We start from the raw sequence: 20,896 nt of genomic DNA, 5'->3' as shown, positions 1-20,896 counted from the left end.
TCATCCCTCATTTCTGCCCGGCATCTGTAGTTCTCTGTCACGAAGCAGGGCATCCACTGCTGCCCTGTATTCCTTCAGATGCTGTGCTTTTTTTATTTTCTTTGCGTATTTAGCGCTGTCGGGAAACAGATGTATCATGTAAAACCAGAGTTCTTTCATTTTAAACAGTACATTTCTGTCTCCTGACATAACTTTCTCGTATTCTTCGCAGAGTATATTGTGGAATTTCTCAAACATCTCTTTATCCAAAACAGTATCCCTGGTGATATGCCCTATAAGGTCCGGGTCTGTCAGTATCCCTCTGCCCAGCATCACTGCCTCCACCTGGGGGAACCCGGCCGTAAATGTCCGGTACTCTTCCCTTGTAAAAATATCCCCGTTGTAGCAGACCTTGTTCCTGCTCAGAGACAGGGCATCTGCAAAAACATCCAAATTCGGTTTGTTTTTATAGTAATCCGTCTGGAGTCTCGGATGGATGATCAGTTCCTCCATGGGATATCTGTTGTAAATCTCTATCAGCTCATAAAACTCCTCCGGATCCTCCATCCCAATCCTGGTCTTTATTGAAAGTTTCATATCCAGCTTGTCAAAAATCTCATCCAGAAATTTTCTCAACAGCTGCTGTTCTGCCAAAAATCCCGCGCCTCTCATTTTCGTCACAACAGTCCGGGACGGACATCCCAGATTCAAGTTGACCTCATCATATCCCATCCTTTGAACCGCAAGGGCTGTCTTCACAAAATCTTCCGCACTGTTCGTGAGGATCTGAGGCACTGTGTACATTCCCCTGTTATGCTCAGGAAGGACATCATTCAGCTCCCTGGTATTAAAACAGCGGTTCTGATTCGGCATGATAAACGGGGTAAAATATTTATCTATATTATTATAACATGAATACAGAGCATTGCGGTAAATATATCCGGTAATTCCCTCCATTGGCGCCAGATAAAATTTCATAATGTGTTATCTCTCCCTTTTATTTTTCTCCAGCCACCGCTCCAGCACTTCCAGGTTCAAATCTGAATGCTCCACTTCCCTGGCGTAGCGGTAAGCTGTCTCCACCATATCCTCAAACCCTATCTTCTTCCCATTCTTCAGCCATATCAGCATGACAAATTCCTGGATCCATTCTGTTGAAAAAACAGCCAAAGCCATTTTAGAATAGACCGCGTCGTCATACACTGCTCCGCAGAAATAGGTGTATACAAAAAACACCATGAGCTGTTCCCCCATACACTCCCATTCTCCGCGTCTGCTGCTTTCATATCCGTATGTGCGCTCAAATTCCCCGCACAGCTCCATATAATGCTCTTCTTCGATTTCATAGAGATCTTCCCAGGCCTCTGCAAGTAAACCGCCCCATTCATCTCTGAGCTGTTCCAGTTTTTGAAACACAGAAAATTCCCGTTTTTTCCTGGTATACCGGCTCTCTTTTTTCTTCTCTGCCCCGGATGGATGCGGGTATTTTCCGATCACTTCATCTATGGCGTAAAATTCCTCCCGGTCTATACACGCCTGGAATTCCTCTGCCAGAGAAAGCGCCTCCTGCGTTCTGGCCCTCAAATCCTTCTTTCTGTCTGTTAGAATTTCAAATATCACATCCCGGGCATCCTCCAACTGGGTAAAGAGAAGGAAATCAAAGTCTTCAAAGTCATCTTCCTCCTCTGTCTCCCATGTGATAAACTCCGCCTTATCCCTGCACGACAGGATCATCCTGGCAGCCTCCGGGCAGGAGAGGGTAAGGGAAAGCTCCCGCAGATCCTCAAACTCCTCCACATGCCGCGGATACATTCTGCAGGTAGTACAGAGCCCCTGGGGTCCCAGCTCTGTATAAAGGTCGCAGAGATTTTCCCGGTTCAGAAACGCACATCTTTTGTCATACTGATAAAAGCTCTCTTCCATCCAATCAATGGAATTTCTCAGTCTTCTGCCGAAATCCCCCTTTACATTTCCATACTTCTGCAGTGATTCCTCGTCGATCACAATCTGCCATCCGGCACAGCAGGTGGCCGGGCATTCGCCGGCAATACAGACAAACTTGTCATAATAGCCGGGTTTTACATATCTCATATTGTATCTCCTCTTACTAAAGTGTGCAGAACTCACACCCTGTCAGCACTATTACACTCCTTGGACCGGCTGACAGGTTTTGGCTGTCCAGACGGACAGGCTGCTTTTTTGTCTCAGATCCGGTATCCCCGGTATTGACGGCCATATGCCAGAGCAGAGGCCTGGGAAGCTCTGGCAGCCTGACCTGAACCGGCTCCCAATAGGCATTCACCAGGAGATAGACAATATCATCCTTCCCCTTCTCCTCATCATAGCCTGCGAACATCACCGCCGTAACCCTGGACTCCTGACCGAAGTTCTCCACCCATGGATTTTCCCTATGGAAGCTGATCTCCGGCAGTCCGAAGCGGTTGCTGCCCAGATTGCCGCTGATGCTCTTATGACTTTTTCTGAACTGTATCATAAACCGGAAGAATTCGTACACATCCCTGTGGGTCCCCAATCTGCTCCAGTCTATCCAGGAAATTTCATTGTCCTGACAATAGGCGTTATTATTCCCGTACTGGGTGTTGCAGAATTCATCCCCGGCATAAAACATAGGCGTACCTCTGCTGCACATGAGAACCGCGCAGGCATTTTTGATCAGGCGCATCCTAAGGGTATTGACCTCCCGGTCCTCTGTATCTCCTTCCACACCGCAGTTCCAACTCCTGTTGTCATCCGAGCCGTCCCGGTTTTCCCATCCGTTGGCCTCATTGTGTTTCCAGTTATAGGAATACAGATCATAGAGAGTAAACCCGTCATGACAGGTCAGGAAATTAACGGAAGCGTTTTTCCCGCGTATCTCTGGTCTGTAAATATCCGTGGAGCCGGCCATGCGCATAGCTGCCGCCTGAGCTGCCCAGAGTCCGCCTTTTAAATATTCCCTCAGATCATCCCTGTACTTTCCGTTCCACTCCGACCAGCGGCAGAAGGCCGGGAACTGTCCCACCTGATACAGACCGCCGGCATCCCATGCCTCCGCAATAAGCCTTGTACTGCTCAGAAGGGAATCGTAAGCCAAAGCTTCCACAAGAGGCGGCCGTTCCATGGGGGAGCCGTCTTCATTCCGCCCCAGAATGGATGCCAGATCAAACCGGAAACCATCAATATGATAATCCGAAACCCAGTATCTGAGACATTCCTGGATCATTCTCCTCACCACCGGATGATTGCAGTTCAGTGTATTGCCGCACCCGCTGAAATTATAGTAATGGCCGTCAGGTGTCAGAAGATAATAAATATTGTTGTCAAATCCTTTGAACGAGATAAAGGGGCCGTCTTCATTCCCCTCGGCGGTATGGTTAAACACCACGTCCAGGATGACTTCTATCCCGTTTTCATGTAGTGCGTGCACCAGTTCTTTCAGTTCCAAACCTTCCCGATTGTACTCTTTTGTCGCCGCATAGCTGGTGTTTGGGGCAAAAAAAGCCACCGTATTATATCCCCAGTAATTGATAACCTGCCTTCCATCCACGATCCTGCGCTCACGCAGTTCATCAAATTCAAAGATGGGCATAAGCTCCACCGCATTGACACCCAAATCCTTCAGATACGGGATTTTTTCTTTAATACCTGCAAACGTCCCGGGATTCTTCACATCCCCTGCCATTTTTGTAAAACCGCGGACATGCATTTCATAGATGATCAGTTCATCCATGGGAACCATGGGCCGCCGTTCTTTTCCCCAGAAGAAATCGTTCCTCACCACTCTGGCCCGGTATCCCTTTTCATTCACCTTTTTTCCCCATACGCTCTGGCCTGTCACTGCCTTTGCATAGGGATCAAGGAGTATGTGGTTTTCATCAAATAGAAGGCCATGTTCCCTGTCCCAGACCCCTCCCAGTCGGTAAGCATACTCAAATTCACCGATATCCAGTCCGAACACCATCATGGAGTACACGTCGCCGATCTTAAAATGCTCCGGGAACCTGAGGACTGCATACGGCTCCTCCTCTGTCCTGTGAAAAAGCAGCAGCTCGCAGAACGCGGCGCCCTTTGAATGCACAGTAAAATTAACGGCAGACTGAAAGACTGTGGTGCCGTAAACGCTGTACAGACCGGGACATACCTGAAACCCCGCCACCTCATCTGTAGGTATCCATTTTTGAAGCTCATCATTCATACTGACATCCCTCCCTGAATCTCTCTGTCACGATGGGCTGTTCCCTGCAAAAGCCCGCTGCCCTCTGACCGGCAGATTTCCCTGCATAGAAGAGGAAAAAGCCCGGCAGCCGCCAGGCTTCACAAGCCCTAAAAACGAAATATTTTACCTGTACGTATCTGCTGCGTTGTCTGTGCAGTATCAATTCTGCTGCAGCACGGACAGCAATTTTCTCATCTGTCCCAAACGCTCCTCAAACTGTTCATAGAAATCTTTGCCGCTTTCATAGGGTTTTGTATAAAAAAGATTCAACACATACATGTTCAGCTCTTTTGTGAGCTGTTCATCTTCTTTTTCTTCCAAAAGATTCCCGACATCTTTCAGCAGAAAGTGCCATTTGGCGGCAAAATCCTCATATTTTTTCAAATCCGGCAGATCCAGCCATTTACTCACCTTTATTTTAGTCTTGTTTTTCTTTGGACATTCCTGATTCTGCAGGTAATAGGAAAAATCTCCGTCCCGGTAATACCTTCCTAAAGGAAACAGCCGGCAAAGCCCCGGACGGAAAGCATGGACAGTGCATCTTCCCTTCTCATTCAAGAATGTACAGCGCTCTTTTGTACCTGACATTTTCAAATTCGGCAGAATGCTGTTCTCTGCCGCGTGCAGCTCTATATGACTGTTCATCAGGCCTTCAAAGGTAAGCCCCAGGTTCGTCTCCAGCCTGTATACATCCAGTGGATCCAGTTTAATAGAATCCCCCATCCCCTGACAACACTCAAAACAGCCCTGACAGCCTCCACAGTCAGCCTTCACCAGATCCCCTGCTTTGTATAATTTCTTTAAGTCCTCTGCCGGAACTTCTCTCTCCATATGTAAATCCTCTCTGTCTTATATATTTTCTTTATGGACTGCCAAAGGCCAAAAGCCTGGAAATCCCTCTTGCCACCCGTCCCTCCGGGTCGTCAAAATGCCCGCCCGGCTCACTCTCACGGATAACCGGCCACGACTTCTCCCAGTAAGCGGCCAGACGTTCCGTGCACGCTTTCACTGAAGCCATGCGGTCATTGCGTACTTTATGCTCCCTTCTGCCAAGCGACACATAGATGACCGGATTTATTGCCTTGATAGTATGGGACACTGCATAATCCTCCCAGCCGTCAAACCAAAGAGAACCTGACATAGTACCGATCCTGTTGAATTTGTCAGAATGATACATGGCATATACGGCAAACAACCCCGCCATGGAATAGCCCGCTATCCCTCTGTCTCTTACTTCAAAGGAAAGAGTCTGTTCTATACGGGGAAGGATATCATTTTCAAAATACAGCAGGTATTCCCCGGCTCCCCCTGAAAAATCTGTGCTCTTTGCAAAAACCTTCTCCGCCCTCCAGGGAGAAAAGTCGCGGTTCCAGTCTCTTCCTGATACCCCCGCAAGGACGCATGGCTCTGTGATCTGCCCCCATATTTTCTCCCCTTCCTCCCGAGAAAAAATATGGCACCAGATTACAGGTACCGCTTCTTTTGTCTCCTCTCCCCAAAGGAAGATCTCACCGTTTTCTTCTTTCCAGCTTTTCATGGCAGTAAAACCTTTCTGTATTACAATTGTCATCCACTACTTGGATACCGGGTAACTGTTCATCGGCCTTACCATTAAGTAATACCATATTCTTTTTAATCAATTATAAAGTAAGGGGTGCAAAACCGCAATCCTTTTATTCAAGACAGCAATGAAGCGCTTGCAGACAGGAAAAAATGTAGTATAATAGTGTTTGGCTGTTCCGGTCGGGCCGTACCCCGCTTTGGACACAAAAGCAGTCTGCATGTTAGTGTCTGGCTGTCCGGGCCGTGCCCACTTTAGACACAAAAGCAGTCTACACGCAGATGATAGGGAACCACACTTTTGATTGGTGCAGCTTATATGAACATTTACACGGGAGGTCGTTTGACAATGAATCTGATATTCCGAAAAAATCTCAAAAATGCGGTGGAACGTATCCTTCACGTTCCCCATAATTATACAGGCGGTATTCTGGAAATGACATTTGTGGTAGATCATGGGCTTCCAAAAGAGATCGCGGTGCCCATGACAAAGGAGATTGCCGCTTTACTCCGCTCTCACAGTCAGGTTTTCCAGAATGTCAGACTCAACCTGCTGCACTGGAAGGAGGACGGATTGCTTACGAATCAGGTAGTTCCAATCTCCATGCTGCAGCTTGGAAGAGGGCTGGAGGACTATGAACCCCTGACCGGAAAAAAATCTCTGGACGCTCTGACCAACACCCTCAAGCGTTTTCATGCCAGGTCTAAGCTGGTCATCTGCCTGCTTGGAGCAGATACCGTGGTATTGGATGAAGAGAAAATAAAAGAAAATCTGCAGCCTTTTCTCGGACGAAAGAGTATCTTTTTATATACGCAGGAGAACGGGGAGGATGTCTGCCCTGAGATCGTGATGGGGGCGGGGATTCTTTCTAAAATATAAGGAAGAAACATATCCGTATCTCCGCCTTTATGCTTACTATAAAAGGTGCCGCAGACTATGCGGCACCTCATCATAGAATATACCCTGCAGCTGCAGGAAATATTGTCATTTGATCAATTACCCTCAGGTAACAGAAGCTCTGTAGATGGAATCTATAGATTCCTCCAGCATCTTATTAAACTCTTGCTCTGTCTGATCCACATTCAGTCCCTGGGTCAGCGCTCTGGAAAAGCTGGCGATCAGACCCGGATTCCTGGCTAATTTTTCATTAGCCTCATCCCTTTTATAACCACCGGAGAGAGCCACCACACGAACCACATGGGCGTCTTCCATAATATCAGAATAGAAGCCGTCCACATCCGGGATAGAAAGCTTGAACATGATCCTTATGCTGTCATCCAGTTTTGCCAGATGTTCTTTCAGATATCCCTTCATGATCCTTTCGGACTCCCCTTTGTCTGCACTGAAAATGTCAATCTCAGGTTCCAGGATCGGTACCAGTCCCGCCTCCGCGATCCGAACTCCCAGCTCAAACTGCTGTTCCACAACAGCGCGTATTCCCGCTTCATTGGCTTCTTTAATGACTGAGCGCATCTTTGTTCCGAAGATATGACGTTCCTTTGCCCGTTCCAGCAGTTCGTCCAGTCCCGGTATTGGTTTCATGCACTGCGCACCGTTCTTTGCAGGTGCAAGTCCTTTGTCCACTTTCAGGATTGGCAGGATATGCTTCTCTTCCCACAGATAATCTGCCGTCAGCTTTCCCTCAACTTCCCGCTCCATGGTTTTTTCAAATAAAATGGCTGCCAGGATATGTTCTGAAGTAAATGCCGGGCTGGTCATGATCCTTGTACGCATGGCGTGGACCAGGTCAAACATCTCTTCATCCCCATGATAGCTGTCCTCAGAGATACCATAAAGCCTTAGCGCCTTTGGTGTACTGCCGCCGCTCTGGTCAAGTGCTGCTATAAACCCCTTGCCCCAACGCATTCGATCCAACTGTTCCGTGTTCATGCTTCCTCCTTTCGCCGTTTGTCAGTATCCATGCTCTGTCCGCATACGGTGAAATCTGACCTTCCTCATACGCAGGCAAACCGGCTGGCTGCGCGGTCTTGCGTTTCTGACAGCAAACCTGCTGCTGTCATCATTGTCATGTCGTCTGCAATACCCGGAATATAGTAATTTTCACTAAATCCATAAGAAAAACATATCACTTTTTATCTATTTTGTCAAATGTTATCCAATAATTCTTCGCCGGAAATCCCCGGTTCTGTCATGGAGTAAGGATTTAAGATCACATTCAACTCTTCCTCACCCAGCAATTTGTCTCTTAAAATAAGACTCCGCACAGAAGCACCTGTCAAGATAGCTTCTTTTGCAAGAACTGCGGCTTTCTCATATCCCACATGAGGACATATGGCAGTGATAATGCCCACGCTGTTCTCCACCATATTTCTGCAGTGCTCCCTGTTTGCCGTGATTCCCGTAATACAGTTATCAACCAAGGTATGCACCGCAAATGTCAGTGTCTCAATAGACTGGAAAAGATTGTAGAATATGATAGGCTCAAAAGCATTCAGTTCCAACTGTCCGGCCTCTGTAGCCATGGCAATGGTCATATCATTGCCAATGATATTAAAAGCCACCTGATTGACCACTTCAGGGATAACAGGATTGACTTTGCCCGGCATGATAGAGGAACCGTTTTGTCTGGCGGGAAGATTGATCTCCCCAAGGCCGGCTCTCGGACCGGAGGACATCAGACGCAGGTCATTGGACATTTTTGACAGGTTTACTGCACATGTCTTCACTGCGCCGGATATGGAAGTATATCCATCCAGATTCTGTGTGGCATCGATCAGGTCATAGGACTGAACCAGGTCCAAGCCGGACACCAGTGCTATATTTTTCACCACCTTCTGAAGATACTGCACATCTGCATTCAAGCCCGTTCCAATGGCTGTACCGCCCAGATTCAGGGAACTCATCTCCTCCTTAGCATGTTCAAATCTTGTAATATCCCGGCGGATCGCCGTGGCATAGGCCCTGAACTCCTGTCCCAGACGAATCGGTACTGCATCCTGGAGCTGAGTCCTGCCCATTTTGATCACGTCGTCGAATTCCTCTGCTTTTTCCATAAGCGCACCGTACAACCGTTCCAACTGCTCTTTTGCCCGATTCAAAAGCTTCAGTGCTGTGATCCTTCCGCAGGAGGGAAATACGTCGTTGGTGGACTGCCCGTAATTTACATGGTCATTGGGATTGACAATGGAATAATCTCCTTTTCTCCCGCCTAAGATTTCAATGGCTCTGTTTGCGATCACCTCATTGGCGTTCATATTTAAGGATGTCCCTGCCCCGCCCTGGATGGGATCCACAATAAACTGGTCGTGAAGCCTGCCGGCAATGATCTCATCACAGGCCCGCACGATGGCATCTGTTCTTTTTTTGTCCAGCCGCCCCACTTCAAAGTTGGTGATCGCTGCCGCTTTTTTTATCTGCGCCACACTGTTGATCAATTCCGGATGCATATTCATGCCCGTTATGTAAAAATTCTCGGCAGCGCGGAGGGTCTGTACCCCGTAGTAGGCCTCTGCCGGTACTTCTTTTGTTCCGATAGAATCGTGTTCCACTCTTGTCTTCATGATCTTCTCTTTTGTTTCCATATCTTCCTTACCTCTTTTTCGGCAGACTTCACCTGTTTTTCTCGCCTGCGGTGTTTTTTTCGTGAGACTTCTATTGCCAACCCGCATCCCCGGCACGGATATCTGAGATCACATTTCAGGTTACTATTCAGCCTTTCGGCTTCATAGCAACAAAAGCATGCACATAGACTGCAAAAACCGCAATCCGGCGCGTGGCTGCCTCGAGATTACCTCGCAAATGCAAAGCAACACCTCGCATAATAGTGAAAGGCTGAACTGTTACCATTTCAGAGCAGCGGCCTCAGCAGAAGTCTTTTGTTATCTACATTATACGTTCGGCTTTTATTAGAAGCTAATACATATATGTATATATTTATTATAAATAACTATTTATATACCGGAACATTCATGGTAAAATAAAAAATAAAATGTAACGGTTCCGCAGATCTGCGCGTTTACAGCGCTGACTGTAAAAAATGTTCGGCAGCCATGCAGAGCTTCCATGGACAACGGCGATTCTACACGGATTTTTGCCCGTAACCGTAAAGGCACTGAACCGTTGCAGTAAATAAAAAATGCAGGTGGAATCTATGTTTGAAGGAAAAAAATACGTTTACGAGGTTTATAAAACCAGAAGCTTTTCAAAAGCTGCCGCCAACCTCTACATCTCCCAGCCCTCCCTGAGTGCAACCATAAAGAAGATTGAAACCCGTCTGGGGACACCTATTTTTGACAGGAGCACCAGCCCGGTCCGACTTACAGAGTGCGGGGAAAAATACATACATTACGCGGAACATCTCATGGATATGGAAAACGAATTTGAGAATTATTTAAATGACTTTGAGGCTCTCTGTACCGGACACCTCTCTGTTGGCGGGAGTAATCTATTTGCCTCCTATGTCCTGCCGCCTCTGCTCTCCGGTTTTATGGGAAAGTATCCATCCATAGATGTAAAAATGACAGAATCCACCACCAACGATCTGGAAAAGCAGCTCTTTTCCGGCAATCTGGATCTGGTCATTGACAACTATACGTTCTCAGACACCATATATGAACGCCACTTTTTCTGCAAAGAACAGCTCCTTTTGGCAGTGCCCGCCGCGCTTGCCCATAAAAAAGGCCTGAAAGCCTTCTGTCTGGATGCCGCCTCTATAAAAAGCGGCTCTTATCAGGACAATGCCGCCTGTCCTGATATCATACAACATTTTTCATCCGACCCTTTCCTGCTTCTGCGGGCAGGAAACGACACACGTGAGCGCTCTGATCTGCTCCTGAAGCACGCGGGTCTCACACCCAATGTTCCTCTGAAGCTGGATCAGCAGGTCACTGCCTACCACCTGGCCTGTTACGGCATGGGAATCGCATTTGTCACAGACACTCTGATCAGACACGTACCTGAGGACTCCAGGATCGTCTTTTATAAACTGGAACCGGAAATTTCCCAGCGGAATATTTACTTCTATCACAAACGCTCCCGGTATGTGACAAGAGCTATGGAAGAATTTTTAAAAATCGCGGATTCCGGCATCCACACATTATAAAAAGAGATGGAGTTCTGCCTCCATCTCTACTTATTCACAACAGTCTTAGCTTTTCTATTTTTCCTTATGATAATACTTCCTGCCATAGGTTCTGGCCTCATCCTCCAACCAGGCGATTTTTTTCTGCATATCCTCTGACTGTCCCACCGGGCTTAAATCCCAGAACACATAGCCGCCGCCCTCTGCAAATTGATCAATGGCCGTTCTCGCGGACTGCCGTACAGTCTCCTGGGATGCCCCGGGCATTCCGGCCTTTCCCTGAGAATCCCAGCCGCCGTTTAGGACAAGACGATTTCCATACCTGGCTTTGATCCCTTTCAGATCGTTCATAACCTGAGCCGGCTGCCAGATATTAACTCCCATTTCCACAAAATCCGGTATGACCTTTTCACAGCACCCGCACATATGAAGTTCAACAGGCAGTTCAAATTCCTTTGCCACATCTATGAGCCTCTGGTAAAAGGGGCGGAACCTGGCCCTGAACGTCTCCAGGGAGATAAAAAGATTGGTGGCAGAAGCCATATCATCATCAATGATCACCACATCCGGTTTATAAATGGGGATCAGATGCCGCATAGCCTCCTCCGTCAGCACAGTAACCGCTTCAAACAGCTCATCCACTGCCTCCGGTTCCTCCAAAAGCGCGCATAGCCCCTCCTCAAATCCCATCATGTTCATGAGAGGAATGAAAAAGTTGCCCCCGCATCCGTCTGTCCTGTAGCCCATGGCCTTGTTGGGATCATGTATTTTTAAGGCTTCTGCTGCCATCTGCTCCCAGTCAATTTTTGATGTGTCCGGGAAATTCACAAAATCTCTCCATTTTGTCACGTCCTCCAGCAGCCTTCTGTTTGGCTTTGGCATCTTGCCTGCCTCGTGTATTTCCCACTCCACATTGAAAATATCGAATTTTCTCTCTTTATTTACATAGTCCAGCATAAACCCAGTAAATACCCAGTCGCAGGCATCAAAATATAAAGGGACCCAGTCCGGTTCTTCTCCCCGGATGACTTTCAGATAGTTCTCTTTCTCCGCTGCCTCGCCGCTTACTGAGCTGCTGAATTTCATCCAGTCCAGTACCATGTTCTCTGCCATATTCCATTCCTCCTTTTACATAAATACCGCAATGGCCGAAAAAATAATATTAATGACAATTGACGGAAGGATAACGCTGGTTATGCAGGCCGGATAAGATTCTTTCAAATCCGTTCCCGCAAACCCCATAACTCCGTGCAGTCCGCCTGAGTGCGGGGATAATGTGATGCCCCCCGCTGTATTTGCCACAGTTATCTGTCGCAGCAGACCTGTGTTTACAGAAGGATTTGCCAGCCATCCCGCGCCAAAGGTTCCTAAAACGGTCTGAGCGGTCACAGCGCCTCCTCCTGTAATAAATCCCGTTACACTTCCCGCTATGAGACACTGCATATACGGATTGCCTCCTACATCCTGAACAGCCTGGGTAAAAAGCTGATATCCATGAGAGCCGGTGATAACGCCCAGAAAACCGGCAATTACCGCAGCGGCAAAGGTGGGACTCAGCCCACCGGCCATACCTTTAAATATAATATCCTTCTCACTGCCCCTGAGCTTTTTCAGATTCAGCAGATAACACACAATGCAGGCTGTTCCCATGGATGCCAGGATACTGTTAGAGGACGCAAGCCTCTGAATGCCGGCAAAAGCAAACCATCCGGACGTCAGGCCGGTATACAAAAGGATCACCAGAATCATAGGAGTCAGCGCTGCCGCCAGTCCCGGAAGATCATCACGTTCCGGTTTCACCATTTGCCTGTCTGACTCTGTCTCCACATATCTGCGTCCTTTTTCCTCCCATCGTTTTTCTGTCCTTCTGATTATAAAATATCCTGCTGCCGCATAGAGCAGAAACATTGCCAGACAGATAAACGGCACTGTCCCTGCGGACACTTCCAGTATCTGGGACACCACAGTATTTACCATACTGGGATTTCCCGGAAAAAGCTGTGCGGTAAACAATCCCAGATAAAAAACAGAGAGCCAGATTCCTCTGTTGATATTGAATTCCTTTGACAGCACCACTGCCATAGGCCATACAATAAATATCTGCACATAAGGGTTTACCCCGCCCAGATTCAGCAGGCAGCACACAATAAACATTACCAGCAGTATCTTTTCTTTTCCAAATACATCCACCAGCTTATACGCAATGGCTGAAACAGAACCGGAACGTGACATGAACTCAGAATATACCGCGCCGATGGTGAAGATCAAAAACCACGAACCGAAAAATCCCACCAGCCCGGGCATATAGTAATCACTGAAGATCGCCCACAATCCAATACCGCTTGTCAGCCCCACGATGACAGCACAGATCAGGCTCACAAGGAGCATATTCCACTGTTTGAACACTAGCAGAGCAATTGCCGCCACTATTCCTATCACACTTACCATATGAATCCTCCCTTTCTCTATTACCTCTAATCTCTTGGCCCGAAAGAAGATCTTCTTTTTATGCTTACATCATAGCATCGGCAAGTGTAAAATAAAATGCTCATAACATCGAAAGCTTTTCCGGCTCTTTCCTATATTTTGTAGCAATGCCAGCCGCCTCACGCATCTATCATCTCAAATAGGATCATAAGATATAATCTCGTCCTGTAATCGTTTAGCTGCCAGCCGGTGATCTCTTCAATCCTTTTGATCCTGTACAGGTACGTGGTCCGGTGCACGTGCAGAATATCCTGGGCAATGACTGCCCTGCCGCTGTTTTCAAGACAGATTTTCAGGGTGTGCAGCAGCTCTGTTCCATGCTTCCGGTCATAATCCATAAGGGCGGACAGGGGCGGAGCTATATAAAATTCTTTGTTGTGCTTCAGACAGGCAGTCTTTACGATATACTCCAGAATATATTTTTCAAATAAATAGACTCTCTTTGAAGGTTCCGTCTGATTGCCTGTCTCAAAAGCAATGACAGCCTGATGAAAATACATGCCTGTTTTTTCAAAATCATGAAACCAACTGCTGCAGCCTATATAAAAATCGTGACGGCCGGCAAAGCTCTCCAAAATTTCATATATTTTTTTGTTTTGTCCGTTTGGGTAGCGAAGAATGAGATGAATGTGGTTTTCGTGAACAAAGGTATAGTTGCTGTCCAGGATCCGATGCAGGTAAAGCATGTGTTCGGCAAGCCTGGAATGACGGTTATTCTCTGAAAAGCTGGAAAGATAGACATAGAGATACGTATCTGACTTTTCCCATCCGTAAGACCGGAGTATTGGATCATATGCCTCCAGATAAGGCCGCTGGGAAAGTGTGAGTTCCCTCACCATATGGTCAAACTCCTTTGTCTCCCCCAGATTGACCGGGCAAATGTCGAGGTACGCCATTTTCACATAGTCAGATATGAGCATTAAAAAGGACAGATCACTTTCTCTGCAGGGACGGTACACTTCATCTGCAACCAGTCTCCCAAGATACTCCTGCCTGTGAAAAATGTTGCAGTAAATCTTCCGAAACCCGTACATCTTCTCAGAAAAGATTCCGGGTATCTTTGTCTTTAAGGTTGCCTTGTACTCAGGGTCTGAGACCACCACCATGTACTCATCTTCCGGAAGATAGGTATTTTCAGCCAGTGAAAAATTCTTATAACTGCTGTTCTTTCCGGGCACATACATCATGATGCGAAATACAGGCGTGGCAAAGGAAACAGGATTCTCCAGTATTTCAAAAAGTATTCTTCCTATCTCGTTCATAGGTGCATGGTCCACAAGACATCTTAAGAGCCTCACCTCAATATCTTGAAACAGCCGGAAAACCTCTGCTGCTTCCTGGAACAGCTTGGCGATGTCCGTCCCCTCCTTTATACAGATATATTCACAGGGAATCTCTGTATAAGCATCCGGAAGCTGTCCTATACAGATAAGGGATACGCTGTCTTTTGTCTCTGGAACACCGGGGAGACTTTTGGCATCTGCTATGCAGAGGCTGGATACCTGCCACATTTTTCCTGTACAGATCTCTATCTTATCCAGATAAAAATCAAAGGGGCGGCTGATCCGCTTTTTTGTCACCTCTGCTCTGTCCAGATGATCAAAAATAATCGTCATATTCAGCTTCATACCTTTTTCCTCCTCAAATTGTGCAGATCCCTGCCTGTCTTTTTTTCAAAAAAAGACAGAACAAGCACAGCTTCTGCCTGTTCCGTCCTCTGTATTCCCACGCTGTTTGCCCCGGAATATATCTGAAGCTTGTCGGGAATGGATTTTCATACACGTCCCGGCATTTTCATTTATTATACTCTCAAACCCGTGTTATCACAATACCTATTCAAGCCCATATCTCCTGTAGCAAAATGTAAAAAACAGCACCACAACAATGAAATTGACGCCTATGATCATGATGCTGCCCGCCTCTGCTGTATGTGATCCCATATCCTCCATGATCCTGCTGACCTGCTGTGAGAAGATATATTTTGACACCTTGGCAATCTTCTCATTGAATGAGGCAAGCATGGGAAGAAAAGAGAGGATCATCATAACCGGAACCGATATGGAAGTGGCCGCCATCTGGCCTTTGCTCCTGACTCCGATCGCGGCTCCCAAGAGAAGGGAGATCATGATCCCAACGCACATGGCAAACACAAAACCGGCCAGCTCCTTTCCCCGGAAATTCCCCATAACCCCGAAGCATATGGCCCCCAGAGTACATATCATAAATACATATCCTCCGGTTCCCAATAAATATTCTCCGGCCTTAACGTTAGACATAAGCAGCACACGCAGTGTATTGCACTCTTTTTCTTCCGAGATAATGGCAGCCATGGCTGTGAGCGGTGCCATGCCAATGTACATGGTGGCAAAGAGCGTGACAAAATAGTTTTTCGGCATTCCCTGTATGTCCATGGCATTCTGCATCACAGCAGTCAGCATGGGAAACATAATGAACTGGATCAGTATGACCTTATTTTTCAAAGTGTCTTTTACCTGTTTTTTCCACACGGCACATATCTTTCTCCCATCCATACTATTCAAACCTCCTTCCGGTCAGTTCCAGGAAGACCGTCTCCAGATTCGGCTCTGTGGAATGGATGCTCTCCACCTGTTCCGACGCAAAAAGCTCCTGGATCCTGCCGGCTTCTTTCTTCTCATTTTGAAGAATGATCTCCCTGCCGTTTTTCAGCAGAATCTTAATCCTGTTCTGGTAATTATATTTCCTGCAGATTTCTTCCGGTTTTCCGTATTCCACGATATTTCCCTCGTGAAGAAGGGCTACATGGTCGCATAGCTTTGCCGCCTCCTCCATATTATGTGTGGTCAAAAAGATCGTCGCGCCTTTCGTCTGTTCTCTGCGGATCAGATCATGGATCTCATTTACTGTGGAAGGGTCCAGGGCACTTCCTGGTTCGTCCAGAAATAAGATTTCAGGACTGTGCATCAATGCCCTTGCCATGACCAGGCGCTGCCGCATTCCCTTTGAAAGTTTGCTGACCGGACGTTTCTCTGCCTCCAAAAGACCTACTTCCCCTAAAATTTCCCGGATTTTCGTCTTGGGTATCCTGTAAATCTGTGCAAACAGTGCCAGATTGTCACGACAGCTCAGCCGTTCATACAATCCTGTGTTGTCAAGCACCATCCCCATTTTTGTGTAAATACTGCTGGTAAGCGCTCTGGTATCTGTCCCCAGCACTTCCGCCCTTCCTCCGGTCTGCACAAGCTGCCCTGTAAGGATTTTGATGAGGGTGGTTTTCCCTGCTCCGGACGGACCCAAAAGGCCAAAGATTTCCCCTTTTCTGAGTGTCAGATCAATACTTTTTAAAACTGTTTTATCCCCGAATCTTTGGGTGATATCCATTATTTTGATGCTGCATTCACAACCCATATTATGATTCCTTCCCTTCCTCTTTCCATTTTTCCTTCATCCGTTTCAGTCCTTCTTCCAGCTTGCGGTCCTCCGCCTTTATCTTCAGTCTCATGACACCTATGCTCACCAAAACGCTGACGAAAAAGCTTAGAAAGAAGCACGCCCACGGCTCCCACATATTGACAGGAAACCATCTGAATTTCCATATTGCCGCACTGGTGATCACAAAAATTGACAGGAGCATGTATACTGTCCGCCTGTTTCCTGACATATGCTTAAAAATCTTCTCCGAAAAAAACAGATACTGCATACATGTGACCAAAAAAGAAGTCAGCAGAAATTCTGCCATAACTTCCAGAGGGATTCCCTGCTTTCCGAGGCGGAACATACCTGAGATTTCCTTGGCGGTTTCACCAAAGGCCAGAGCGAACAGTATGAGCATTGCCGCAGTGATTCCGTAAATGCAAAACATATTTCCCAAAAAGTCAAATACCGTCTTATTCTTTTCCATACACTACCGCACCTCCAGTTTCTCTTTTACATACTCTGCATATTGTCTGGACACGATCAGTTTTTCTCCGTTTGTCATTGTTACAAGAAGACGCCGGTTCAGCTCTGACTTCAAGGACGCAATGTGTCTAAAGTTTATAATGCAGGACTTATTTGCCCTGAAAAAATCAGCGTCCTTCAGTTGTTCTTCCAGTTCATAGAGTTTAAGCTCAGTCTCATATATCTCATTTTTAGTGTACAAAAATGTTCTTTTATCTGCTGTATCAATATACAGCACATCCGCCGCTTCGATCAGATGCATCTCCCCCTCCTTATGTCCCACAAGCTGTTTATTCAGCATATGCAGCATGGAGAGTATCCTCTCGATCTCCGGCGTCATGCCTGGGCAGGTCACGTGGATATTGATCTCTTTCTCTTCTGCGTCCGTGTGCACTGTAATCTTCACGCTGCCATCTCCTTTCCCTTCTGTGTCAACCATAGCAGACTCCGTCCAAATGCGCAACAGGCCGGAAACCCAGTTGCCCCATACGGCAGCTAAGTTGCCGGCGCAATGCTTGTCTGCCTTGAAAATACTTCTGACGGTATCTCCCATGCCCGTCTCCGAAATACCTCTAACGGCTCTCCAGTACATACCGCAAAAAATATCAAGTTTCTATCTCTGTTTCAAATTATAATCCTTTTATCAAAGAAAGGAATGGTAAAAAATATGGAAAAAACCAATGTATTTTTGAAAAATTTTTCGGGAACAAGCTATGAAGTGGGAACACAGATAGGAAACTGGATATTGTCTGCCCCTGATCTGCTGCAGAAAGCTTTGCTTCCTCCAAACACTTATCCCCGGGATAAATACGCACAGATCACTGCTCTTCTGGACAGGTACTGTCCCGGTATCAATGAGGAGATCAGAGGATTTTCAGATACAGTCGGTGTGAGAGGAGAACAGATCATTTTCTATGCAATGACATATCTGGAGCGCGGGTGCAGCCTGATGGCGGCGCTGCCCTCCAAAACAGAAAACGGCCATACTATGATGGCAAGAAATTATGATTTTCATGATGAGTTGGAAGAAATGTGCTTTGCTTATACGGCGATTGAAGGAAAATACAGCTATATTGGCTCGACTCTGCATCTCTTCGGCAGAGGTGACGGAATGAATGAACACGGTCTTGCTGTCTGTCAGGCCGGCAACGGACTTCCCGTGGGCAATTTCGAGGGTGCACAAAAAGCAGGTGTGACAGGCTTTCAGCTTTGGATCGTTGTCCGCAGTATACTGGAAAACTGCAAAACTGTGGATGAAGCGGTCCATTGGGCTATGGATGCCCCGATTGGTTTTAATATCAATTTGATGTTAGCTGACAGCTGTGATAGAATAGCATTATTACAATGTATTGACGGCCATAAATCTTACGAAATCCTGGATGGAAGCAGTGACAAAACGTATCTCACTTCCACAAACCACCAGCGCAGTTATGGGTGAAACCATCGGGAGCTATATAAGAGGCAGGCGCCTGACACAGGCGGCGTGGGAACTGACTCACAGCAAAAAAAAGATAATTGATATCGGGCTGTCTCTGTATTTTGAATCAGCAGAGAGCTTCACCCGGGCTTTTAAAGACAGATATGCCATGACACCTACGGAATACAGAAAACGCGGAATTGATATTTTGATCGGAAACCGGCAGTCAGCACAGATGCCCGACCAATCCATTGTCACCCATGCGGGATTACATCCTGAGATCACGGTCATACCTGCCGTGACTATCATGGGTATCCGGTTCCATACAACGGTCAGCGGCAATGAATCAGTGGCCGCATGGCAGCAGTTTAACACGAAGGTTCCTGCCGAACTGCTGGCAAACAAGCGGTATGGCGTCTATGAAGCCGGATCCACCTGTTCTTCTGATGACTTTCATACAGACAGTGAATCTTCCGCCTTTGCAGGTGTTGAGATTCCCGACAATTATCCGGTTCCAAAAGATATGAAAATAAAAAAACTGTGCGGCGGAACATACGCAAAATTTACCCATAAGGGAACCGTAGACACCCTGATCCGGACATATCATTATATCTGGGTTGTCTGGTTCCCCAAAAGCGGTTTTGAACTTGCCGGACGTGATGACTTTGAATGCTATACAGAACGTTTTACAGGCCCGGATGATGAGAATTCCGAGATTGATATTTATTTTCCGGTAAACGTTTAGCACTTTCATAACTGTTGGCAAAGACTGCGCAGAACAGCCTTCGCCACAGGTAAAGGAAATCAGATCAGCCGGCTGCTCAACAGTTCTTCATAAGCCTGATATAAAATTCAACAGTCTTTACCAGGGTTTTCACAGGAACCCTCTCATTGTTTCCGTGAATCATTCCCCTCTCCTCTTTTGACAGCTTCATGGCAGAAAATTTGTAAACCCTGTCAGTGATCCTGCAGTAATGCCAGGAATCGCTGCAGGCCATCATGAGATAAGGTGAAACCAGTGCCTCCGGCCAGGTGTCACACACTGCCTGGGATAAAAGTTCCCACTCCCTGCAGGAGGTATCGGATTCTGCTGAAGGATTTCTTCCCTCCACCACAGACACCTCTATATCGGGATCATGGATGATATGTGCCAGATAATCCCTGGCGGATTCCACAGTATCCCTGCCGATCAGCCTGAGGTTCATACCCACAGAGGCTTTGGGCGGAATGACATTGTAAGCTTTTCCGCCTTCCATTTTTGTCACGGCACAGGTAGTGCGCATCATGGCGTTCAGCTCACCACCCGACTTTTTGCATACCTTGTCAAATACGCCCTCAAAACACCAGAGATTTGCAAATATCACTTTGTAAAGAAACGTAGAATGACGTCCCAGTATATCCAGCATCTCCCTCACAGGCTTTGTGAGCTGACGCGGAAACGGATGGTTCTCTACCTCTGTCACAGCCTGAGCTAACTGTCCCACAATGGTGTGGACCGGAGGCATAGAGGCATATGACCTCCATTGCTTTTTGCATGGAATTCAATGTTAGTAAGCCCTTTCTCCGCAATGCCGATAAGGGCACACTCCCGCGACACACCCGGAAATACATTTTCCACCACTGCACCGCCTTCATCTACCACCATTGCCGGTGAAATGCCCTTTTTTTCAAACCAATCCACAATGGATGGGCAGCTTGGTCCGTTGATCTCCTCCTGTCCGGAAAAGGCAAAGTAAATATCATGTTCCGGCACATATCCCTCTTTCAGGAGCTGTTCCGCTGCTTCCATGATCCCGCAGAGAGTTCCTTTTGTATCTAGTGTTCCTCTGCCCCATAGGACACCATCCTCCACGATTCCCTCAAACGCAGGCTTTTCCCACTGTGATTCTTCCACAGGAACCACATCGTAATGGGACATAAGCACAACCGGACGCCCTTCATTTTTTCCTTTCCAGTGGTAAAGCATACCGTTCACCCCGATAAACTGCCGGGAAAGACGGCTGTGGATCTCCGGATAGACCTTCGGAAGCAGCTCCTGGAATTTCCGGAATTCTTCCTTGTCTATCAGGCTTTCATCGTTATACGATACGGTTTTACAGCGTATCATTTCAGCCATATCCTGTATTACTTTTTCCTCTTGCACTGTCACCTGTTCCCCCGAAGGCTTCCGCTCCGGTTTCGGACTGAACATAGCGGCCCGCACAAATATAACAGCCAAAAATCCAATGACTGCTGCCAAAAGAACCCATAATATGATCTGCAGCATTTCAAATCCCT

20 protein-coding genes are annotated in these 20,896 nt (G+C 47.0%); 4 read left to right on the top strand and 16 right to left on the bottom strand.

The window, feature by feature from the left end:
- From BLCOC_RS12590 to BLCOC_RS12570, 5 genes are all read right to left on the bottom strand, one after another.
- A complete protein-coding gene (locus BLCOC_RS12590; RefSeq protein ID WP_115622377.1) occupies positions 1-957 on the bottom strand; it encodes a tRNA dihydrouridine synthase in 957 nt (318 codons plus the stop codon).
- Between the two features lie 6 nt (positions 958-963).
- Positions 964-2,070 carry a flagellin lysine-N-methylase gene (fliB, locus tag BLCOC_RS12585; RefSeq protein WP_115622376.1) on the bottom strand — a complete coding sequence of 369 codons (1,107 nt, stop codon included), beginning with the start codon at positions 2,068-2,070 and terminating at the stop codon, positions 964-966.
- A gap of 16 nt (positions 2,071-2,086) precedes the next feature.
- Positions 2,087-4,174: a glycogen debranching protein GlgX gene (glgX, locus tag BLCOC_RS12580; RefSeq protein WP_115622375.1), complete on the bottom strand. Its 2,088-nt coding sequence runs from the start codon at positions 4,172-4,174 to the stop codon at positions 2,087-2,089.
- Between the two features lie 180 nt (positions 4,175-4,354).
- A complete protein-coding gene (locus BLCOC_RS12575) occupies positions 4,355-5,026 on the bottom strand; it encodes a YkgJ family cysteine cluster protein (RefSeq protein WP_115622373.1) in 672 nt (223 codons plus the stop codon).
- A 31-nt stretch (positions 5,027-5,057) separates the two neighbouring features.
- On the bottom strand, positions 5,058-5,732 hold the full coding sequence (locus BLCOC_RS12570; RefSeq protein WP_165907243.1) for an alpha/beta hydrolase-fold protein: 675 nt from the start codon (positions 5,730-5,732) through the stop codon (positions 5,058-5,060).
- Positions 5,733-6,104: 372 nt separating this feature from the next.
- On the opposite strand from BLCOC_RS12570, the gene BLCOC_RS12565 reads away from it, so the two are divergent.
- Positions 6,105-6,635 carry a hypothetical protein gene (locus BLCOC_RS12565; protein WP_115622371.1) on the top strand — a complete coding sequence of 177 codons (531 nt, stop codon included), beginning with the start codon at positions 6,105-6,107 and terminating at the stop codon, positions 6,633-6,635.
- A 123-nt stretch (positions 6,636-6,758) separates the two neighbouring features.
- On the opposite strand, the gene BLCOC_RS12560 is transcribed toward BLCOC_RS12565, so the two are convergent.
- Both BLCOC_RS12560 and aspA read right to left on the bottom strand, forming a co-directional pair.
- Entirely contained in the window at positions 6,759-7,646 is an 888-nt protein-coding gene (locus BLCOC_RS12560; RefSeq protein ID WP_029469320.1) for a fructose bisphosphate aldolase, read from the bottom strand.
- Positions 7,647-7,861: 215 nt separating this feature from the next.
- Positions 7,862-9,298: an aspartate ammonia-lyase gene (aspA, locus tag BLCOC_RS12555; RefSeq protein ID WP_029469321.1), complete on the bottom strand. Its 1,437-nt coding sequence runs from the start codon at positions 9,296-9,298 to the stop codon at positions 7,862-7,864.
- 569 nt (positions 9,299-9,867) lie between these two features.
- Between aspA and BLCOC_RS12550 the strand changes: the two genes are divergently transcribed.
- Positions 9,868-10,818 (top strand): LysR family transcriptional regulator, encoded by a 951-nt coding sequence (locus BLCOC_RS12550; RefSeq protein ID WP_115622370.1) that lies wholly within the window; start codon positions 9,868-9,870, stop codon positions 10,816-10,818.
- Between the two features lie 54 nt (positions 10,819-10,872).
- Here BLCOC_RS12550 and BLCOC_RS12545 read toward each other — a convergent pair whose 3' ends face one another.
- The 7 genes from BLCOC_RS12545 to BLCOC_RS12515 form a co-directional block, all read right to left on the bottom strand.
- On the bottom strand, positions 10,873-11,910 hold the full coding sequence (locus tag BLCOC_RS12545) for a uroporphyrinogen decarboxylase family protein (protein WP_115622369.1): 1,038 nt from the start codon (positions 11,908-11,910) through the stop codon (positions 10,873-10,875).
- Positions 11,911-11,925: 15 nt separating this feature from the next.
- Complete coding sequence (locus BLCOC_RS12540; protein WP_115622368.1) at positions 11,926-13,245, bottom strand: GntP family permease; 1,320 nt, start codon at positions 13,243-13,245, stop codon at positions 11,926-11,928.
- A 158-nt stretch (positions 13,246-13,403) separates the two neighbouring features.
- Positions 13,404-14,912 carry a helix-turn-helix domain-containing protein gene (locus tag BLCOC_RS12535; protein WP_115622367.1) on the bottom strand — a complete coding sequence of 503 codons (1,509 nt, stop codon included), beginning with the start codon at positions 14,910-14,912 and terminating at the stop codon, positions 13,404-13,406.
- A 204-nt stretch (positions 14,913-15,116) separates the two neighbouring features.
- A complete protein-coding gene (locus BLCOC_RS12530; protein ID WP_018594399.1) occupies positions 15,117-15,815 on the bottom strand; it encodes an ABC transporter permease in 699 nt (232 codons plus the stop codon).
- A gap of 1 nt (position 15,816) precedes the next feature.
- The gene (locus BLCOC_RS12525) at positions 15,817-16,671 is read right to left on the bottom strand and encodes an ABC transporter ATP-binding protein (protein WP_115622366.1); all 855 of its coding nucleotides are present in this window, start codon (positions 16,669-16,671) and stop codon (positions 15,817-15,819) included.
- Between the two features lies 1 nt (position 16,672).
- Positions 16,673-17,164, bottom strand: coding sequence for a hypothetical protein (locus BLCOC_RS12520; protein WP_115622365.1), 492 nt, complete (start codon positions 17,162-17,164; stop codon positions 16,673-16,675).
- A 3-nt stretch (positions 17,165-17,167) separates the two neighbouring features.
- Entirely contained in the window at positions 17,168-17,608 is a 441-nt protein-coding gene (locus BLCOC_RS12515) for a LytTR family DNA-binding domain-containing protein (RefSeq protein ID WP_226828346.1), read from the bottom strand.
- 261 nt (positions 17,609-17,869) lie between these two features.
- On the opposite strand from BLCOC_RS12515, the gene BLCOC_RS12510 reads away from it, so the two are divergent.
- Together BLCOC_RS12510 and BLCOC_RS12505 are read left to right on the top strand one after the other, a co-directional pair.
- Positions 17,870-18,640: a C45 family autoproteolytic acyltransferase/hydolase gene (locus BLCOC_RS12510; protein WP_242998945.1), complete on the top strand. Its 771-nt coding sequence runs from the start codon at positions 17,870-17,872 to the stop codon at positions 18,638-18,640.
- Positions 18,591-19,364 (top strand): GyrI-like domain-containing protein, encoded by a 774-nt coding sequence (locus BLCOC_RS12505; RefSeq protein ID WP_242998944.1) that lies wholly within the window; start codon positions 18,591-18,593, stop codon positions 19,362-19,364. The genes BLCOC_RS12510 and BLCOC_RS12505 overlap by 50 nt, the downstream gene beginning before the upstream one ends.
- Positions 19,365-19,440: 76 nt before the next feature.
- Here BLCOC_RS12505 and BLCOC_RS12500 read toward each other — a convergent pair whose 3' ends face one another.
- On the bottom strand, positions 19,441-20,124 hold the full coding sequence (locus tag BLCOC_RS12500; RefSeq protein ID WP_242998943.1) for a peptidase dimerization domain-containing protein: 684 nt from the start codon (positions 20,122-20,124) through the stop codon (positions 19,441-19,443).
- On the bottom strand, positions 20,091-20,885 hold the full coding sequence (locus BLCOC_RS12495; RefSeq protein WP_242998942.1) for a M20/M25/M40 family metallo-hydrolase: 795 nt from the start codon (positions 20,883-20,885) through the stop codon (positions 20,091-20,093). The genes BLCOC_RS12500 and BLCOC_RS12495 overlap by 34 nt, the downstream gene beginning before the upstream one ends.
- Positions 20,886-20,896: the final 11 nt, after the last annotated feature.

The sequence above is a fragment of the Blautia coccoides genome, from assembly GCF_034355335.1.
In the GTDB taxonomy this organism is placed as follows: domain Bacteria; phylum Bacillota; class Clostridia; order Lachnospirales; family Lachnospiraceae; genus Blautia; species Blautia producta.
This window is presented reverse-complemented; position numbering and strand designations above follow the sequence as displayed.

Bases quoted from the DNA above. Each gene is read 5' to 3' on its own strand.
- BLCOC_RS12540 (WP_115622368.1), bottom strand. From the start codon at position 13,245: ATGGTAAGTGTGATAGGAATAGTGGCGGCAATTGCTCTGCTAGTGTTC.
- BLCOC_RS12495 (WP_242998942.1), bottom strand. From the start codon at position 20,885: ATGCTGCAGATCATATTATGGGTTCTTTTGGCAGCAGTCATTGGATTT.
- BLCOC_RS12510 (WP_242998945.1), top strand. From the start codon at position 17,870: ATGGAAAAAACCAATGTATTTTTGAAAAATTTTTCGGGAACAAGCTAT.
- glgX (WP_115622375.1), bottom strand. From the start codon at position 4,174: ATGAATGATGAGCTTCAAAAATGGATACCTACAGATGAGGTGGCGGGG.
- BLCOC_RS12590 (WP_115622377.1), bottom strand. From the start codon at position 957: ATGAAATTTTATCTGGCGCCAATGGAGGGAATTACCGGATATATTTAC.
- BLCOC_RS12500 (WP_242998943.1), bottom strand. From the start codon at position 20,124: ATGCCTCCGGTCCACACCATTGTGGGACAGTTAGCTCAGGCTGTGACA.
- fliB (WP_115622376.1), bottom strand. From the start codon at position 2,070: ATGAGATATGTAAAACCCGGCTATTATGACAAGTTTGTCTGTATTGCC.
- BLCOC_RS12535 (WP_115622367.1), bottom strand. From the start codon at position 14,912: ATGAAGCTGAATATGACGATTATTTTTGATCATCTGGACAGAGCAGAG.
- BLCOC_RS12520 (WP_115622365.1), bottom strand. From the start codon at position 17,164: ATGGAAAAGAATAAGACGGTATTTGACTTTTTGGGAAATATGTTTTGC.
- BLCOC_RS12570 (WP_165907243.1), bottom strand. From the start codon at position 5,732: ATGAAAAGCTGGAAAGAAGAAAACGGTGAGATCTTCCTTTGGGGAGAG.
- BLCOC_RS12575 (WP_115622373.1), bottom strand. From the start codon at position 5,026: ATGGAGAGAGAAGTTCCGGCAGAGGACTTAAAGAAATTATACAAAGCA.
- BLCOC_RS12565 (WP_115622371.1), top strand. From the start codon at position 6,105: ATGAATCTGATATTCCGAAAAAATCTCAAAAATGCGGTGGAACGTATC.
- BLCOC_RS12550 (WP_115622370.1), top strand. From the start codon at position 9,868: ATGTTTGAAGGAAAAAAATACGTTTACGAGGTTTATAAAACCAGAAGC.
- aspA (WP_029469321.1), bottom strand. From the start codon at position 9,298: ATGGAAACAAAAGAGAAGATCATGAAGACAAGAGTGGAACACGATTCT.
- BLCOC_RS12525 (WP_115622366.1), bottom strand. From the start codon at position 16,671: ATGGGTTGTGAATGCAGCATCAAAATAATGGATATCACCCAAAGATTC.
- BLCOC_RS12545 (WP_115622369.1), bottom strand. From the start codon at position 11,910: ATGGCAGAGAACATGGTACTGGACTGGATGAAATTCAGCAGCTCAGTA.
- BLCOC_RS12560 (WP_029469320.1), bottom strand. From the start codon at position 7,646: ATGAACACGGAACAGTTGGATCGAATGCGTTGGGGCAAGGGGTTTATA.
- BLCOC_RS12530 (WP_018594399.1), bottom strand. From the start codon at position 15,815: ATGGATGGGAGAAAGATATGTGCCGTGTGGAAAAAACAGGTAAAAGAC.